Here is a 17953-nt window from a genome sequence, read left to right as displayed (position 1 = left end):
TATGAATTTACCTGAATTTTCGGTACAGCGCCCGGTTTTCATTTCGATGATTTCCTGTATTGTCATCATCCTGGGAGCCATCGCCTTGCGTTACCTTCCGGTCGATCTGATGCCGGATATTACCTATCCGACTTTGTCGATCAGCACCACCTATGAGGACGCCAGTCCGGAAGAGGTCGAAGAATTGGTCACCCGGCCGATCGAACAAGGCGTCAGTGCCGTCCCCGGCGTCAAAACGATCACTTCCAATTCCGGTGAAGGCGCCAGCAACGTTTCGATCGAATTCAACTGGGGCGTCGATCTCGATGCCGCGGTCGCCGATGTCCGTGACCGCCTCGACCGGGTCATCAAATCATTGCCGGACGATGTCGACCGGCCGGTTATCCGGAAATTCGACTCGGCCAATTTCCCGATCATGCGGCTCGGCGTCGGCACCCAGATGGATTTGCTGGAAGCCCGTCAGCTCATCGAAGATCAAGTGCAGTACCGGTTCGAACGGGTCGAAGGGGTTGCCTCCGCCGATATCTCCGGCGGTTATGTCCGGGAAATCCAGATCCGTTTCGACATGGACAAGGCCAAGACGCTGGACCTGACGCTGGATGACATTCTGACCAAGATCCGGAGCAACAACGTCACCACCCCGGCCGGCAATGTCCGTGAGGAACGCCTGGAAATCCGGGTCCGGACCCCGGGTACCTTCTCGTCGCTCGAAGAGCTGCGCGACATGGTGATCGCCCAGCAGAACGGGGTTCCGATCCGTATCCGCGACATCGGCGAAGTCATCGACACCCATGAAAAGGTGACCCGCTATGTCCGGGTCAACGGCAAACCCGGTATTTTCATCGCGATTTACAAACAGTCCGGTTCCAATACGGTGACGGTAGCCAACAACGTTCTGAAGGAACTGGAAAAAATCAACGCCGAAATTCCGCAACTGGATATCCGGCCGATCAACAATTCGGCGGAATATATTGAGCAATCGTTGACCAGCGTCAGCGATTCCGCCATTTACGGCGGCGTTCTGGCGGTCCTGGTGCTGCTGTTCTTCCTGCGCAATATCCGCAGCACGCTGATCATCGCGGTCAGCATCCCGATGTCGATCATCGCCACTTTCGCGTTGATCTATTTCTGCGGTTACACCTTGAATATCATGACCCTCGGCGGTCTGGCGCTCGGGATCGGCATGCTCGTCGACAACTCCATCGTCGTACTGGAAAATATCACCCGGTTGCGCGACGAGGACATGCCGCGGGAACAGGCCGCCATTCAGGGCACCAGCGAGGTGGTGCTGGCGATCATCGCCAGCACGTTGACCACCCTGGCGGTTTTTCTGCCGTTGATCTTCACGCAGGGCATGGCGGGAATCATGTTCAAACAGTTGTCGGCAGTCGTCAGTTTCTCACTGGTCTGTTCGTTGTTCACCGCCATTTCACTGGTGCCGATGCTGGCCGGCCGCATTATGAAAAAGAGCGTGCATCATGCAACGCTGGACAATCCGAAATTGACCGACCGCCTGCTGGTTCTCAGCTCGATCGCACTTGAAAGACTGGATTTGTTCTATGCCGGCATTCTGGATACCGTGTTGCGCTGGCGCGGCACGGTAATCGTCGGCAGTTTATTACTGCTGGTGGCCGTGGCGCTGCTCTGTCCCTTTATCGGAACCGAAATGATGCCGAAAAGCGACGGCGGCGCCGTAGACATCACGCTGGAAGAAGCCGTCGGCACCAGCCCGGAAAGCGTCAATCAGACCGTCATCATGACCGAGCCGCTCATCTATGACGAATTCAAAGACGAATACATCGGCTGGGTTTCCAGCGCCGGCAGTTCTTCCTGGCGGGCGACCGGCGGCCATAAGGCTTCCTATAACATTCGCCTGAAATCGCGATCGGAGCGCAAGCGATCTTCCGAAGACATCGCCAATGCGTTGACGCAGCGGCTGAAAAACATTCCGGGCACGACGTTCCGAACCCGGGCCCGTTCCGGCATGAGCATGGGAGGCGGCTCCTCTTCCGATGCGGTGACCATCGACATCCGCGGTTATGATTTCGATCTCTCCAATGCGCTGGCGGCCCAACTGAAAGCGATCGTCGAAAATATCCCCAACGTCACCGACGTCGAATTGAGCCGGGATCTCGGCGTTCCGGAGCAGCGGATCGTCATCGACCGCCAGAAAGCGGCCGATTTGCAGATTTCGGTCAGGACCATCGCCGATTCGCTGCGGACGATCCTGGCCGGCTCCTCCGCCGGAGAATACCGCGACGGCGGCGATGAATACACCATTCTGGTCAAAGTCAAGGATGCCGACAACCTGCCGCTGGACGAAATCCTGAACATGACGGTCCGCAATACCGCCGGCGAGCGCATCGTGCTGCGCAACCTGCTGACTTTCGAACGGGTGGAAGGACCGGTGAACATCGAGCGCAAAAATCAGGAACGGGTGATCACCTTGACGGCCAATCTCTACGGCCGGGATATGGGCTCCGTCGTCGCCGACATCCAAAAGGAGATGCGTTCCCTGATCGTCCCCAACAGCTTTTCAATCAGTTTCAGCGGAGATTATGAAGATCAGGTGGAAGCCTTTCAGGAGCTGCTGGTCGCCTTCGTCCTGGCGCTGATTCTCGTCTACATGGTCATGGCCTGTCAATTCGAATCGCTGCGCGACCCGCTGGTGGTGATGTTCTCGGTGCCGCTGGCTTCGATCGGCGTCATCCTCGCCCTGTTCTGGACCAACACGACTTTCAACATCCAATCGTTCATCGGCTGTATCATGCTGGCCGGCATCGTCGTCAACAATGCCATTCTGCTCGTCGACACCGCCAATCTGCTGCGGCGGCGCGACAAATTGAGTCTGGATCTGGCGATCCGCGAGGCGGGACGCCGGCGTCTGCGTCCCATTCTGATGACGACGCTGACCACGGTGCTGGGATTGTTTCCGCTGGCGCTCGGCTGGGGAGACGGCGGCGAAACCCAGGCGCCGCTGGCCCGGGTGGTCATCGGCGGGCTTTCCAGTTCCACTTTGATCACGCTGCTGTTCATTCCGGCAATTTATTCGCTGGCGGAGTCGCTCCACTGGCCGTGGCGGCGAAAAAAAAGTGAATAAGCGGCCGGATCGGTTGTTGGGCGGATTGTTATTTTGAACAAACCGTGTATTGTTTGTCAAAGGCAATAATATAAATGACCAACAACCAATCAAGTGAGGTGCTGTAAATGCCCGGATTTTTCAAACGCATTCTTTACCCGATTTCACTCGGGATGTTCCTTGGTTTCGCCGGCTGGCAGAGTACCGTTTACGGTGCGCCGGCCACTACGCTGGAAGAAGATGAACAAATTTCCATCATCACCAAACTAACCGGTGCGCTGTTGAGCAACAATCATTACCGGCAGCAGAAACTCGATGACAACCAATCCTCCAAAGTATTCGACGAATATTTCAAATTGCTGGACCCGGCAAAATTGTATTTTACCGCGCCGGACATTGCCGGCTTTGAAAAATATCGTTATTACCTGGATGATTTGACTCGGGCGGGCAACGCTGATTTCGCGTTCGAGGTTTATGACCTGCTGCTCAAGCGGATGACCGAATACCAGGAGTTCGCCGAACAGGAATTGACCAACGGGTTCGATTTCACCCTGGATGAAACCATCGAAATCGACCGGCAGAATGCCAAGCCGTTCGCCAACGCCGAGGAACAACGCGAATTCTGGCGTAAGAAACTGAAAAACGACGTTCTCTATTTCCGGCTGCTGAAACGGGCGATGGAATCGGAGACGCCGGAAGATGCCGCCGAGGCGGACCGCAAAGCGATTCAGGCGCTGTGGGACAAACAGACGCCGGAAGAAAAAATCCTGAAACGGCTGCGCGATATTCACAATGAAATGAGCCAGAAGGACAAGATGGAAATTCTCGGTTTCTATCTTACCGCGATGGCGCTGACTTACGGACCGCATTCCAGTTATTTCTCGCCGCGGGAAGAAGAAGATTTCAGCATCGATATGAGTCTGTCGCTCTACGGGATCGGAGCGACGCTGACCAGTGACGACGGTTATACCAAAGTGGTTGAAATCGTCCCGGGCGGTCCGGCGGCGCTGGAAGGCACGCTGAAAGCCGAAGACCGCATCATCGCCGTCTCCCAGCAGGATGAAGCCCCGGTCGACGTGATCGACATGTCGGTCAGCAAAGTCGTAAAATTGATCCGCGGCCCGGAAAATACCAAAGTGACCTTAACGGTGCTTTCCGGCAGCAAAGGGCGTAACGCCATTCCGGAGAACATCACCATTACGCGCGGCAAAGTGGAGCTCAAGGAGAGCGAAGCGTCCGGCTCCATCCGCGCCATTCCGATGCCGGATGGCCAAGAGCACAAAATCGGGGTGATCAACCTCAACCGTTTTTACATGGATTTCGAAGCGGCATTCCGCGGCGACAAAAATTACAAAAGCTGCACCCGCGACGTCAAACGCATCCTGGAAGATTTCAAGAAAGAAGGCGTGGACGGGGTCATCGTCGACATGCGGCTGAACGGCGGCGGCAGCCTGCAGGAGGCGATCAGCCTGTCCGGTTTGTTCATCACCTCCGGTCCGGTGGTTCAGGTCCGCAATTCCGAACGCAAAGTCAAGGTGGAGCGCGACCCGGATGATGCGATCGTCTACGACGGCCCGCTGATGGTGCTGACCAGCAAGCTGACCTCTTCGGCGGCGGAAATTTTCACCGGCGCGATCAAGGATTACCAGCGCGGCATTGTGGTCGGCGACAGCCGGACTTACGGCAAAGGTACGGTATTGGATGTTACCCAACTCGACCGGCTGCTCGGCCATCTGCGGCAATCCTTCCCGGCCGGTTCCCTGAAATATGAAACGGCCATTTACTACCGGATCAACGGGGAATCGACCCAGCAGCTCGGCATCAAGCCGGATATCCAGTTGCCGTCGTTCACCGAATTCATGGAAGTCGGCGAACTGTACAACGAAAACCACCTGCCGTGGGATTCCATCGCCGCAGTTCCGCATGACAATTACGATTCCAGGCTGGCGAAGGAGGTCAAAATCCTCGACGAGAAATCCCGGGAGCGCCGCCAGAATGATTCGAATTTCCAGAAATATCAGGCCAAAGTCGATCTGTTCAAAAGTTTGAAGGAACGCAAGGTCATCTCTTTGAATGAGGAAACCCGTTTCAAGGAGTACCAGCAGGAAAAAGAACTGGACAAGGAAAATGACGCGCTGAACGGCACCGCGGCCGGAGAACAGGATAACAAGAAAAAGCAGGATGATTGGGTGATGGAAGAGTCCGTCCGGATCATGTCGGATTTCATCGACCTGAAAGCCGGCGAAGACGCCGCCTGATTTTTCCAGAAATCTTTTCCGTTCGGTTCCAACCGGAATCGAACGGATTTTTTGTGCCGGCAGTTTGAATAACAGGCCGGATGATGCTAATTTACTCCTTTATGAACTGACAAAATCAGGATAAGATTGATGACGCTACATTTCTTTTTGCTCGGCGGGTTGCTGCTGGCTGCGCTCGGCGGGCTGGCAACTGCCTGGTACTGTTTTCGACTCAATCCGCCACGAATCCCGGCGGCGGAGCAATTGACCCGCAACCGTTATTGGGGCAGCGTCATCGCCTTGCTGGCACTGGCCTGGTGCGTGCCGCAGGGCCAAGCGTTGGCGTGGGACTGGCTGCTGCCCTATCTGTGGCCGCTGGTTGGCATTTTTACGGTTCTGGCTTTTTTCTTTCTGGATTATCTGTTTGCCCGGGCGATCGGCGGCCTGCTGATTCTGGCGGCCTATTATTTCCTTCAGGAATCCTTCGCGCTGGATATAAAACTCGCGCTGTCCGGCGCTGTGCTGGCCTGGAGCATCGGCCTGATCGGCATCCTGATCTCCGCCAAGCCCTGTTATCTGCGGGATGCATTCCGCTTCCTGGCCCGACATGGCAGTGCACGCTATGCCGCGGTCGGTTATGCTTTGCTGATCACCTTCTACTGCGGCGCCGCCATCGCGTTGAATTGGAAAGCCTGACAAAATGCCGGCAACCAGCTTCGATTTCCCGGCGGCGGCCCGGGAATGCCGTGTGCCGGATCTTCCGACTCTGATTCAAAAAGGCCGGAAGCTGTACGAGCTGCTGGCTGAGGCCAATCGACGGGTCAATCTGACCCGGATCGATACGCCGGACGGCTATTGGCTCAAACACGTGCTCGACTCGCTGTTGATCGGTTATTTCTTTCCGGAAATCGCCACCCGGCCGTTTTCCCTGGCCGATATCGGCTGCGGCGCCGGCTTTCCCTCCCTGGTTCTGGCCATCGCCTTCCCGCAACTGCAAATTACCGCCATCGATTCCATCGGCAAGAAAACCGCTTTTGTCCGGCAGGCCGTCACCGAACTGGCATTGTCCAATGTAACGGTCATCAACCGCCGCTCCAGGGAGATGAACTGCCAAAGCGCCTGGCAGAATCGATTTGATATCGTCACTGGACGGGCGGTGGCGGAGAGCGTCAAACTGTTTCAGGAAGCGCGTCGCCTGGTCAGGCCGGACGGCCGTTTCATCCTGTACAAGACGCCGGAACAGGCGGCTGCCGATTTACCGCTGCTGAACGCCCTGAAACCCGACCGGCAGAGTCGACCGCTTCACTGGCAGGCCACTGCCCCCCGGGAATTGCCCGGCAATGCCGGCACGCGCCTGTTTCTGTACAGCGACTGACCGGCCGGCTGGCTTCCCGGCAAAAAAAACGTCCGCCGCAGCCGGCATACCGGACAGTCAGCGGACGCTCTTTTTCAATCGTCAAGGCTCAGTAATCTTCTTCCTCATCGATCTCATCGCCGAAATCGAACTCCTCAAAGCCGTCTTCATCGAACTCTTCCAAGCCGAATTCGTCATCGAAATCACCAAAATCACCGTCATCTTCATCATCGAGATCAAAGCCATCCGGCTCGTCATCATACTCGGAATCGAGGTCAGCATCTTCTCCTGCCATATAGGCATTCGAAACAGAAATCACCGCTCCGCACTCCGGACAGCAGCCGTCTTCCGCTTCGATAGAGCTTTCACTGACTTCAGTTGAGCAAAAAGGACAAATAGTAGCCATGCTTTATATCTCCATTTCAATTTTGGGTTTGTTGCGGTACTATAACCGGCAAATCAGCGTTGTCAAATATTTTCCTGAAAAAATTATCCGCCCGGCGACCTGCCCTCAAAAGGAGCCTTTCCGCAACCGCCGTTCCGCCGTCGGCGAGCTCTCCAACCACTGCCAGTAACCGGCACTGTGCTCATGGACGGCGCGCTCACAAAATTGCAGCAGCTCGTCCCGGGTTTCCAATTTCGACACCGCCGCCCGCGCCGTTCCCAGAAAACCACGTCCCCGCAGATAGTCGATCATAATTTTGCGTGCCATCCGCATCGCCGCAGCTTCGCCGTAATAATCGATCATCGCCAACACATGGGAGCGCATCGTTCCGATGACCTCTTCGGGCGTCGGCGGCAGATAACCCTGCGGATCGCTCAATTCCCGGAACAACCACGGATTGCCCATCGCCCCGCGCGCCAGCATCACGGCACGGCAACCGCTGTCACGCCGCAACTGCCCGTACGACTGCCAGCCCATAACTCCGCCATTGGCGACGACCTGAATCGCCAGCGATTCCCGAACCGCCGCAATGATTTCAGCGTAAACCGGCCCGGAATAGAACATCTTCATCACCCGCCCGTGGACGGTAAGCGCCCGGGCGCCGGCGGCCTCCAGCCCGAGCGCCAAACGCAATGTCTCCCGCGGGTCTCTTTCATCCAGAATCCGTATTTTGGCCGTTACCGGATGGACCGATTCCTTCACCAGGAGCTGGAACAGGGCAAGCGCCCGGTCCACTTGGCGCCCCAATGCCGCACCGGCACACTTTCTGGCCACCTTGGCCACCGGACACCCCAGATTGAAATCGACGACATCGAACCGGCAGCGGTTGACCACTTCCAGCGCCCTCCTGAGATGTTCCGGGTCGCTGCCGACCAATTGAATCCCGAGGAATGTTTCATCCTCTCCCCGCTCCTGCATCCGGAACGAGCGTTCATGGGCATAAGCCAGCGACGAGATATCGATCATCTCCGTGAATGCGTAACGGCAGCCGTAAGCGCGAGCAATACGGCGGTACGGCAAATCGGTATAACCGGACAACGGCGCCAGAATCAAACTGTCGACCGGGTAAATATTCATCTCGTTCCTTTCGATGAGAAATGCCCGATTTTGCAGTTCACATCACAAAATCGGGCATTGCAGCAACAGAGTTCAACCGGCGACTCAAATGCCGGCCAGCGTCTCCTTGTAGTTTGCCAGCAATTCGGCCAGCGGCATTTCAATGCTCGCATCCTCCGCCGATAAGCACAACTGATTGGTGCCGTCGACGGCACCGACACAGGCAAACGGCACCCCTTGCAGAATCGCTTCCACCGCTTCGGCATCAGCCGGAGCCGCCGTCAGGATAAAGCGGCTGTTGGATTCGGAAAACAACAATTCCAGCGTCGAACAGGTTTCGCTGGTCGGAACTTTGGCCAGATCAATCTGCATGCCCAGCCGGCCGGCCATCGCCATCTTGGCAAAACCGACCCCCAGTCCGCCCAAAGCCGGCGTATGCAACGCGCTGGCCAGATTCCTTTCAGTCACCTGTGCGACGCGCTCATAAATGGCGATCGCCGCTCCGGCATCCACTTTCGGCACCCGGTTGCCGGTGGCGCCGAGCATGGCGTAATATTCGCTGCCGCCCAATTCGGCGGCAGTCGAACCGATGACGTACACCAAATCGCCCGGCCGCTTGACATCGAGCGTCACCGCTTTGTCGATATCGTCCATCTTCGAAATGGCGCTGAACAGCACACTCGGCGGAATTGAAATCTTGCGGCCGCCTTTGGTGCTGTCGTTCTTCATGCTGTCCTTGCCGGAAATACACGGTACCTGGAACGCTTTGGTAAAATGATAAAGCGCCTGATTCGCCCGGACCAGTTGAGCCAGTTTGTATTCGCCGTCCGGCGTCTTTTCGCTCTGAACCGGATCCGGCCAGCAGAAGTTGTCCAAACCGGCGATATGGCCGAGCTTGCCGCCGACGGCGATAATCCGCCGCACCGCCAGATCGATGCTAGACGCCATCATCCAATAGGTATCCACATCGCTGTAACGCGGCAGAATGGCCGCTGACAACACCACGCCCTCCCGGCTCAACGGTTCGATCATCGTCACCGTCGCGTCGCTGGCCACATCGCGCCGGGCGCCGACAAACGGCTTAACGACGCTGAGGCCTTTGACTTCATGATCGTACTGCCGGGCTTTGTACTCATCGGAACAAATGTTCAAATCCGCCACCAGAGCCTTCAAGTCCGCCGCGGCATCGCGACCGGCCAGCACCGGCTCTTCAAACACCGGCGTCTTCCATTTCGCCTTGAGATGCAACTGCGGCAATCCTTCGTGCATGAAATCGATGTCCAGCAGCGCCACGGTACGGTCGCGGTAAGTGATATGGAATTTACCGTCATCGGTGAAAGTCCCCATCACGGTCACCTCGACATCGCGGGAGGCCGCCAACGCTTTGAATTCTTCCAATTTCTCCGGCGGCACGGCAAAACTCATCCGTTCCTGTGCCTCCGAAACCAGGATTTCCCACGGCGCCATGCCGGCATACTTCAGCGGCGCCGTCGCCAAGTCCAGCCGGCACCCGCCGCACAACGATGCCATTTCGCCGACGCTCGACGACAATCCGCCGGCGCCATTGTCGGTGATAAACCGATACAAGCCGCGGTCGCGCGCCTCATAGATGAAATCGCTCAGTTTTTTCTGGGTAATCGGATCGCCGATCTGCACCGCCTGAGTCGGACTGTCCTTGTGCAGCTCCTCACTGGAGAAGGTGGCGCCATGGATGCCGTCCTTGCCGATGCGGCCGCCGCCCATGACGATATAATCGCCCGGCTTGATCGTCTTTTCCGATCCCCTGACTTCACCGATCTTCTTCGGCAGAATCCCCACCGTTCCGCAATAGACCAGCGGTTTGCCGAGATAACGCTCATCGAAATATTCCCAGCCCAATCCATACGGAATGCCGCTCTGATTGCCGCCGTCGATGACGCCCTTGTGGACGCCGTCGCGCAAACGTCGCGGATGCAGCAGGCCCGGCGGCACTTCGGCATCGGCGGTAAACGGCGACGCCAGACAATATCCCCAAACATTGATCAGCAGTTCAGCCCCCTGCCCGGTCCCCATCGGATCGCGATTCACGCCGACGATACCGGTCATCGCCCCGCCGTACGGATCGAGCGCCGACGGACTGTTGTGGGTTTCGACCTTGTATACCAAGTCATATTTGTCGTTGAAAGCGATGACACCGGCATTGTCGTGAAACACCGACACCAGCCAGTCCACCTTTTCGGCGATCTCATTGGTGCTCTTTTTGATAAAAGATTTATAGCAGGAAACGATATGCTCTTTTTCACCGCTTTCCGGGTTTTCATAATCAATTTCGGCCGCGAAAATCTTATGCTTGCAATGTTCTGACCAGGTTTGCGCCAGCACCTCCAGCTCGACATCGGTCGGATTGCGGTCCAGCCCGTAAGCCTCCCTGCCCCTGGCTTCCCGGAAATATTGCTGAATCGCTTTCATCTCCTCAAGCGACAGAGCCAGGATGCCTTTGTGGCTGATTTCCATCAACTCCCGGTCACTGACTTCCAAATTATACTTGCGCACCTCTCCGCCTCCGACGGCATTGACCGCCGGCAGATTCAACGGCAAGGGCCGTTGCAACTGGTCTCCGGAAAAAATCCGTACCGACTGAATCAGCTCATTGGCGAGCAAATCGCGGGCAATCCGTTCCACCGTCTCCCGGGTCAGTTGTTCGCCGTACAACAGGTATTCGACCGAGCTGAAAATTTTCTCGTCATCCCGCAGCCGCCGGCCGACAATATCCCCGATCGCCTCGTGAGCGGTACGCCCCACGTTGTCGGTGACGCCCGGCTTGAAGCCGATGGCGATAATGAATTTGCAGTCGCCGTCCTCCGCCCGCACCGCCGGCACTTCCCCCAGCCGGGTATATTGGGTAACCGGGTTGACCAGAAATTCGGCAATTTTACCCGCTTCCGCCGCATCGACGTCGGCAGCGATCGTATAAACATCCCGCGTCCAAACCGCATCGACATTCAGTTTCAGAAAGTCGACTATCTGTTGTTTGACGCCCTCTCCGCGCGCATCCCGCCAGGTGCGCAACGGTGAAATTTCAATCCGATAATTCATGCGGCACTACGCCTTCCTTTTCTGCTCTGCTAAAACGTTACCGGTCATTTCGAACGCCGCGGACCATTGTCCTTCGGCTTCATCGCCGGATTGCTGATCGTAATGGAACCGGGAATCGCCGGACGACCGTCCTTGCGGCCGGCGCTCAACAGTTCATTCATATCGAATTGACCGAACGAACGGTGTATCAATTCCTGCGGCAGCGATTCCAGCAACCGCTCAAAGCTCTCCAATGTCGCAATGGTCGCCCGGAACATATTGGCAACCGCTTCCTGCTCGATCTGCCCCATCAACACTTCAAAGGCCTTGAACGCTTCATGCTTGTACTCCACCAACGGATCCTTCTGCGCGGCGTAAACCCTCAAATAGATGCTCGACCGCAAACTGTCCATCGTATACAAATGCTCCTGCCACAACCGGTCGATCGCATCCAGCACCGTATGGCGTTCCAGATAGCGGCACTGTTCCCGCGGCAGGATCTCATTCTTCCGGTTATAGGCAACTTCGATCTTATCGACGATTTGCTCGGTCAACGCGCTCGGATCGCGCAGCGGCCCGCGACCGTCGCCGGCCGCTTTCGAACCGGCTCTAAATCCGGCAGTCAGCTCGCTCTCCTGGAAGTCGATCGGAAACGTCGCCTTCAGCCAGGTAACCAGGCGGGCCATATCGAATTCACCGTCATTCTGGGTACGGGCTTCTCCCTTGGCCGGCCCGAGGGCGATTTCCTGCACTTTGTTCAACACATGCTGTTCGACCAGATACATCAAGGTATCCAGCGGCTTCTCGGACAGAAGCGCATCTTTCCGCAGACCGTAAATGATCTCGCGCTGCTTGTTCATCACATCATCGAATTCCAGCGTCCGTTTCCGGATTGCAAAGTGCTGCTGCTCCACCCGACGCTGCGCCGTTTCGATCGAACGGTTCAACCACGGATGCTCCAACTCCTCGCCCTCTTCCAAGCCGAAACGCTCAAAAATCTTGATGACCCGGTCGCCGCCGAAAAGGCGCATTAAATTGTCTTCCAGCGACACATAGAATTTCGAAGCCCCCGGATCGCCCTGGCGCGAACAGCGGCCGCGCACCTGCCGGTCGATCCGCCGCGAATCGGGGCGGGACCTGCCGATAACATGCAAACCGCCCAAATCCGCCACTCCCGGCCCCAGCTTGATGTCGGTACCGCGGCCGGCCATATTGGTCGCCACCGTCACCGCGCCCACCCGGCCGGCGTTGGCGACGATTTCCGCCTCCAACTGATGGTTCTTGGCATTCAGGACATTGTGCGGAATATTCTTCCGCTTCAGCATCCGGCTGACAATTTCAGAATCTTCCACCGAGATCGTTCCCAGCAACACCGGCTGCCCTTTGGCGTGGCGGGCGGCGGTTTCCTCGACGATCGCGTTGAATTTTTCGCGGCGCGTCTTGAAAATCGAGTCATTGGCATCAATACGCTGACACGGCCGGTTGGTCGGCACGACGATGACATCCAGTTTGTAAATCTGATGAAATTCGTTGGCTTCGGTTTCCGCTGTGCCGGTCATGCCGGCCAGTTTTTCGTAAAGACGGAAATAATTCTGAATGGTAATCGTCGCCAGCGTCTGCGTTTCCTGCTCGATTTTCACCCGTTCCTTGGCTTCCAGCGCCTGGTGCAAACCATCGCTGAAACGCCGGCCCGGCATCAACCGGCCGGTGTGCTCGTCGACGATCATCACCTTGTCGTCCTGCACGACGTAATGCACATCTTTTTCAAACAGGCAATACGCTTTCAACAGCTGCGACAAATCATGCAGCCGTTCGCTTTTGACCGCATAATCGGCTTCGAATTTCTGGCGTTTGGCCAACCGTTCTTCTTCACTCAGCGATGCATCGTTTTCAATATTGTGCAGCTCCAGCAGCAGATCCGGCATGATAAATGCCTCCGGATCATTCGGAGACAGCGCATTGCGTCCCTTTTCGGTCAAATCGGCACCATGCGATTTTTCATCGATGGCGAAATACAGATCTCCCTGCACTTCCTGCAGCAGACCGCGATTGTTGTCGCTGTGCACCTTGGAATCCAGCCGCTCCACCTCCTTGAGAATGCTGCCGTCTTCCAGGACGTGCAGCAACTGCTTGTGGGTCGGCATGCCGAATTTCACCTGCAGCAGTTTCAGCAGGGCATTTTCCCGCTCTTCGGCAGAAATCCCCTCGCGCTCCAGAGTCGACTTCGCCTCCTGCACCAACTTCGAACAAAGCAGATTCTGCTTCGAAAAAAGCTGCGCCACTTTCGGCTGCAACTGGTCGAACTGGTGGCTGGACATCGGCACCGGACCGGAAATGATCAGCGGCGTCCGCGCCTCATCAATCAAAATACTGTCGATTTCGTCGATAATCGCATAGAAGTGGTCGCGCTGCACCAGATGACGCGCCTCGGTGGCCATCCCCATATCCCGCAGATAGTCGAAACCGAATTCGCTGTTCGTGCCGTAGGTGATGTCACAGCGATACTGTTCGCGGCGAATATTCGACGGCATCTGTCCCTGCAGACAACCGACCGTCAAGCCCAGGTAGCGATAAATCGTCCCCATCCACTCGGAGTCACGGCGGGCCAGATAATCGTTGACCGTCACCAACTGGCAGTTTCTGCCGCTCAAGGCGTTCAAATACAGCGGCATCGAGGCGACCAGCGTTTTTCCTTCGCCGGTGGCCATTTCGGCGATATTGCCCCTGTGCAGGGCAATCGCCCCCAGAATCTGCACGTCAAACGGGATCATATCCCAAACCATCGACTGTCCGCAGACTTCCACTTCCTGCCCCACCAGCCGGCGGCAGGCATTCTTGACCACGGCGAACGCCTCGCACATGATGTCGTCGAGCGTTTCACCATTTTTCAGGCGTTCCTTGAATTCCACGGTCTTGTTCTTCAATTCCGCTTCGGACAGATTCTGGTAAGAAACCTCCAGCTCGTTGACCCTGGCGACCAACGGACGCATTTTTTTCAAATCGCGCGCCGATTTACTGCCGAAGATTTTTTTGACAATGCGTTCAATCATAAATAACAATTTCCTTCCACCGCCCGCTTTCCGCCAGACGGACTAACCAATCGTTTTATTTGGACCCGGGGGTGTCCAGCGGGGCGCCGGCCGCGCACAACGGACACTGGTCCGGTTCGAAAGTCGGTAAATTCAACCGAATCAAACTTTCAGTCGGCACATCGAAACCGGCCGCCCCTCCGCTGCGGTCGACCAGCACGGCAGCGCCGACGACATCGGCGCCGAACGAGCGGGCCAGGTCGATGGTCTGCTGCACCCGGCCTCCTTTGGTGATGACATCCTCGGCAACCAGCACCCGCTCTCCCGGCCGCAGAGAAAAACCGCGCTTCAAAACCAGCCGCCCCTCCTCCTTATCGGCAAAGATCGCCTTGCAGCCCAGGGCGCGGGCAATCTCCTGGCCGACAATCAAACCGCCGACGGCCGGAGAAATCACCGTCTCCACGCCGGCATCCTTGAATTTCGCCGCCAGATAAGCGCAGACCTGTTCCGCTTTGTCCGGATACTGCAACAACAGCGCCGCCTGAAAAAAGCGATTGCTGTGCAAGCCGCTGCGCAATTTGAAATGACCATTCAACAATGCATGGGACTCTTCAAAAATTCGAATGATTTCCTGTTCCGTCATGTTCTCAATTCCAACTGTTCCTTTACCGGAAGGTATCCGGCGAAGAGGGTTCTATCCACAAGTGAAAGTCGACCTGGCGTTCTCCGAAGTTCAAGGTGATCAAAGTATTCAGCCGCGTCAACAGCAACGCGTACGGGATTCTGACTTCACCGTTCGCCACGTTGACCGATACATTGCTGTCGCCGAGGATATCTTCCGCTTCCCGGATTGCCTGAATCAAATGAAGCATGCGCGACAACTTGTCACGCAAAGCGGCGTCCAATTCGTAGGTCCGCAGGCACTTCGGACAAACCGCCTGAAAATCTTTCCGGGAAACATCCGCCAGATTGAATTTGACAATTCCATCACAATGATCATCCAGACAATGAAAGTCAATCTGCGCCTTGGCGCCGATATTCTGGGAAGTTTTCGACATAAATTTTTTCCGTGATTATAGTTTCCGCCGGCATCCCGGCAGGAGATTCCAAAAACAATGATTATTCTTCCGAATCATCAATCAGTTTCAACACTTCATCCGGCTTGGCGATGTTTTCAACAATTTTGTCGACCATCTTCGGATCGCGCATTTTTCTGGAAATGCTGCCGAGCAACTGCAGGTAAGCTTCCGGATCTTCATCGGTAGCGACGATAAAAACAATGACCCGGACCGGCTGGTCATCCTGGCTCTGATAATCTTCGACCGGATTGGTGCAAATGCCGATCAAAATGACCGGATAAGGAATATTGCTGACCCGGATATGCGGCAATCCCAACCCGCTGCCGACGCCGGTGGTCATCATATTTTCCCGCTTCCAGGTCAAACGGAAAATCAGATCGCGATCCAGATGCGACAGATCGGCAGCCCGATTGATGAGCTCGTCCAAAACTTCGAGTTTACTTTTCCCATTCAGTACGACGATAGAATCTTTTGTCACATACTTGGAAAACGATACTTTCATCTTATCCTCCGGATATATAAATTACAAAAAGAACAGCAGAACTCCGGCAACGACTGCCAAATACCATTCCATAAAAAATATTTCAAGTAATTTAACGCTTTCAACGCAATTTTGCAACTTACTTTCCAACGTATTACCGTCAAAAGTTAACGCAACGGCGGCGTTGAAATCAAAACAGTGCTGCCGGATATTTCCCCGCGACGAAAACACCCGGCAGCCCCGCTGTCTTTTCTGCTCCGTTTACCACCATGTCGAACCGCACATCACGCCGCGGGTCCAGGCGGGAAACGTCGCAATTCCGGCATCCAGCTTTTCCTCCAGCTCCGGAATCGCCGCAACCTTGCCGGCAATCAATTCGGACAGCCGCCTGGCCAGTTCTTCATAGCGGACGATCATCGTGCCGTTGCGCATCTGGATGGTTTCCAGTCCGAAAGGCTTGAACGTCGCCAGCCAGAGGTCCCGGCAGGAGTCGAACACCGCCCGATAAGCGGCGATCGCCGCCGGAATATCGACTTCCGCCAGCCGGCGCAACCGGGCCATGTCCCGCCGCTCATACGCCGACAGCAGTTCGCGGCGCAACCGCAATTTTACCACGATCGCCTGCGCCAACTTGATCGCGTGCGCCACATTGCCGGCATTCTTTTCCGCCTGATACGGCAACAGCTTGTCGATCAATTCGGAAAAGGCAGCTTCAACCTTGACATCGAACGCCTCGTCCAGAATTTTATAACCGTTCCAGCCGATTCCCATGATCGGGTCATCCCACAGCAAGATGAAATTGCGGATATAGTGATATTTGCCCTCCGTGCCGTACGGCAGACGCGGATCCAGTTTGCCGGCTTCCACCTGCGGCAAATAACTGGCCTGGCAGATCGCCTCGAAGCGCGTCACCGACTCCGGCGCTTCTTCCGCCATGCCGTATGCGACATCCGCCGCCCAGGAGAGGCCGACGAACGCCGAATCCCAATCACAATAGCTGCCGTCATCCCCCCACATCGTAAAAAACAAATCCCGCAACCCGGTCGCCTTGCAGGCGCGCAGGCAGGGACCGGCCGCATCGCGGGTCATCTGGTAATCCAGCCACATTTTCGACCAGGTCCAGATGCCGCTGCCCAGCAGCACCGGACGCTCCAGATCCCGATGCAGCCGGATAAACCGTTCGTAAAAAGCCTGATCCTCATGATAATAATCCCAGTATACCAAATCGACATTTTCCGGAATTTGCGCCCGCACTTCCGGCGGAATATTGCAATTGACATCGTAATATTCCAAATCCTCGTTGCCCATCCGGAAATACATATCCGACCAGATCATCGCCCGCATGTCATAACGGCCGCAAATTTCATTGACTTTCGCCAAATGGCGATTGAAAATTTCAAACCCGCGCTCGTAACCATGCCGGTCCATGAAACGGCCACGCCCCAGGTCGTGGGTTTCATCCATCCCGATGTGTATCCGGCGGGATTTCAGATTATCCGACCAGAAACGGATCATTTTATCGATCAGCCGGTAGGTTTTTTCCTCATCCACCAGCAACACCCGGGCCGTATCGGTCACCGCCTGGTAAGCGCCGCCCCATTTGATGACCTGCTCCAGATGGCCCAGCGTTTGAATGCAGCCGATGATTTCAATGCCGAGATCGGCGGCATAGGCGTCGATTTCCCGCACTTCTTCCGCCGTATAAGCGCCACGCATATAGCCGAAATACGGCTCCCCCGGCAACCGGTAGGTATCCTCGGTGTAAAGCATCGCCGTATTGTATCCCATCAAAGCCAGGCGCCGCAGCCACTTTTTGACATGCGGCACCGTCATCACGCCGTTGCGCGAGCAATCCAGCATGATGCCGAGCAGCCGGAACTCCGTCTTTTCCTTTGTTTCCAGGCGGCTTAACGCCGAGCCGATCGCCCGGGCCGCATCGGTCACCGTACCGTATTCAATGCGGACATGATCGCCGTCCCAACAGGCCCCGGCACAACCGGCGGCCGCCTGGCAGAAAACCAACCGGCGGCCTTCGCCATTCGGCCGGATCGGATATTCTTCCCCCAACCTGACCAGCAAACGCCGCAACTCCTCCGGCGTTTCCCGCTCACTCCAACTCAATTGCGTTTGTTTCCACAT

The 17953-nt window shown here is 56.2% G+C and carries 12 protein-coding genes; 4 read left to right on the top strand and 8 right to left on the bottom strand.

What is annotated here, in order from left to right:
• Position 1: 1 nt before the first annotated feature.
• The 4 genes from HWX74_RS19515 to rsmG all read left to right on the top strand — a co-directional run bounded on the left by HWX74_RS19515 (position 2) and on the right by rsmG (position 6691).
• A complete protein-coding gene (locus tag HWX74_RS19515) occupies positions 2 to 3100 on the top strand; it encodes an efflux RND transporter permease subunit (RefSeq protein WP_176015223.1) in 3099 nt (1032 codons plus the stop codon).
• Between the two features lie 107 nt (positions 3101 to 3207).
• Positions 3208 to 5337, top strand: coding sequence for a carboxy terminal-processing peptidase (locus HWX74_RS19510; RefSeq protein ID WP_176015222.1), 2130 nt, complete (start codon positions 3208 to 3210; stop codon positions 5335 to 5337).
• 129 nt (positions 5338 to 5466) lie between these two features.
• The gene (locus HWX74_RS19505) at positions 5467 to 6012 is read left to right on the top strand and encodes a hypothetical protein (RefSeq protein WP_176015221.1); all 546 of its coding nucleotides are present in this window, start codon (positions 5467 to 5469) and stop codon (positions 6010 to 6012) included.
• Between the two features lie 4 nt (positions 6013 to 6016).
• Complete coding sequence (rsmG, locus tag HWX74_RS19500; protein WP_176015220.1) at positions 6017 to 6691, top strand: 16S rRNA (guanine(527)-N(7))-methyltransferase RsmG; 675 nt, start codon at positions 6017 to 6019, stop codon at positions 6689 to 6691.
• An 88-nt stretch (positions 6692 to 6779) separates the two neighbouring features.
• Here the strand turns inward: rsmG and HWX74_RS19495 are convergent, their stop codons facing one another.
• The 8 genes from HWX74_RS19495 to HWX74_RS19460 all read right to left on the bottom strand — a co-directional run bounded on the left by HWX74_RS19495 (position 6780) and on the right by HWX74_RS19460 (position 17953).
• Positions 6780 to 7076, bottom strand: coding sequence for a hypothetical protein (locus HWX74_RS19495; RefSeq protein ID WP_176015219.1), 297 nt, complete (start codon positions 7074 to 7076; stop codon positions 6780 to 6782).
• A gap of 105 nt (positions 7077 to 7181) precedes the next feature.
• Positions 7182 to 8192 carry a tRNA-dihydrouridine synthase gene (locus HWX74_RS19490; RefSeq protein WP_176015218.1) on the bottom strand — a complete coding sequence of 337 codons (1011 nt, stop codon included), beginning with the start codon at positions 8190 to 8192 and terminating at the stop codon, positions 7182 to 7184.
• A gap of 84 nt (positions 8193 to 8276) precedes the next feature.
• Positions 8277 to 11246 (bottom strand): AIR synthase-related protein, encoded by a 2970-nt coding sequence (locus HWX74_RS19485; protein ID WP_176015217.1) that lies wholly within the window; start codon positions 11244 to 11246, stop codon positions 8277 to 8279.
• 44 nt (positions 11247 to 11290) lie between these two features.
• On the bottom strand, positions 11291 to 14275 hold the full coding sequence (gene secA / locus HWX74_RS19480) for a preprotein translocase subunit SecA (RefSeq protein ID WP_176015216.1): 2985 nt from the start codon (positions 14273 to 14275) through the stop codon (positions 11291 to 11293).
• A gap of 55 nt (positions 14276 to 14330) precedes the next feature.
• On the bottom strand, positions 14331 to 14897 hold the full coding sequence (pyrE, locus tag HWX74_RS19475; protein WP_176015215.1) for an orotate phosphoribosyltransferase: 567 nt from the start codon (positions 14895 to 14897) through the stop codon (positions 14331 to 14333).
• A gap of 22 nt (positions 14898 to 14919) precedes the next feature.
• Complete coding sequence (locus HWX74_RS19470; RefSeq protein WP_176015214.1) at positions 14920 to 15312, bottom strand: hypothetical protein; 393 nt, start codon at positions 15310 to 15312, stop codon at positions 14920 to 14922.
• 61 nt (positions 15313 to 15373) lie between these two features.
• Positions 15374 to 15835: a PTS sugar transporter subunit IIA gene (locus tag HWX74_RS19465; RefSeq protein WP_176015213.1), complete on the bottom strand. Its 462-nt coding sequence runs from the start codon at positions 15833 to 15835 to the stop codon at positions 15374 to 15376.
• A gap of 240 nt (positions 15836 to 16075) precedes the next feature.
• Positions 16076 to 17953: a beta-N-acetylhexosaminidase gene (locus tag HWX74_RS19460; protein WP_176015212.1), complete on the bottom strand. Its 1878-nt coding sequence runs from the start codon at positions 17951 to 17953 to the stop codon at positions 16076 to 16078.

Origin of the sequence: Victivallis sp. Marseille-Q1083 (assembly GCF_903645315.1) — a bacterium.
Taxonomy (GTDB): Bacteria; Verrucomicrobiota; Lentisphaeria; order Victivallales; family Victivallaceae; genus UMGS1518.
This window is presented reverse-complemented; position numbering and strand designations above follow the sequence as displayed.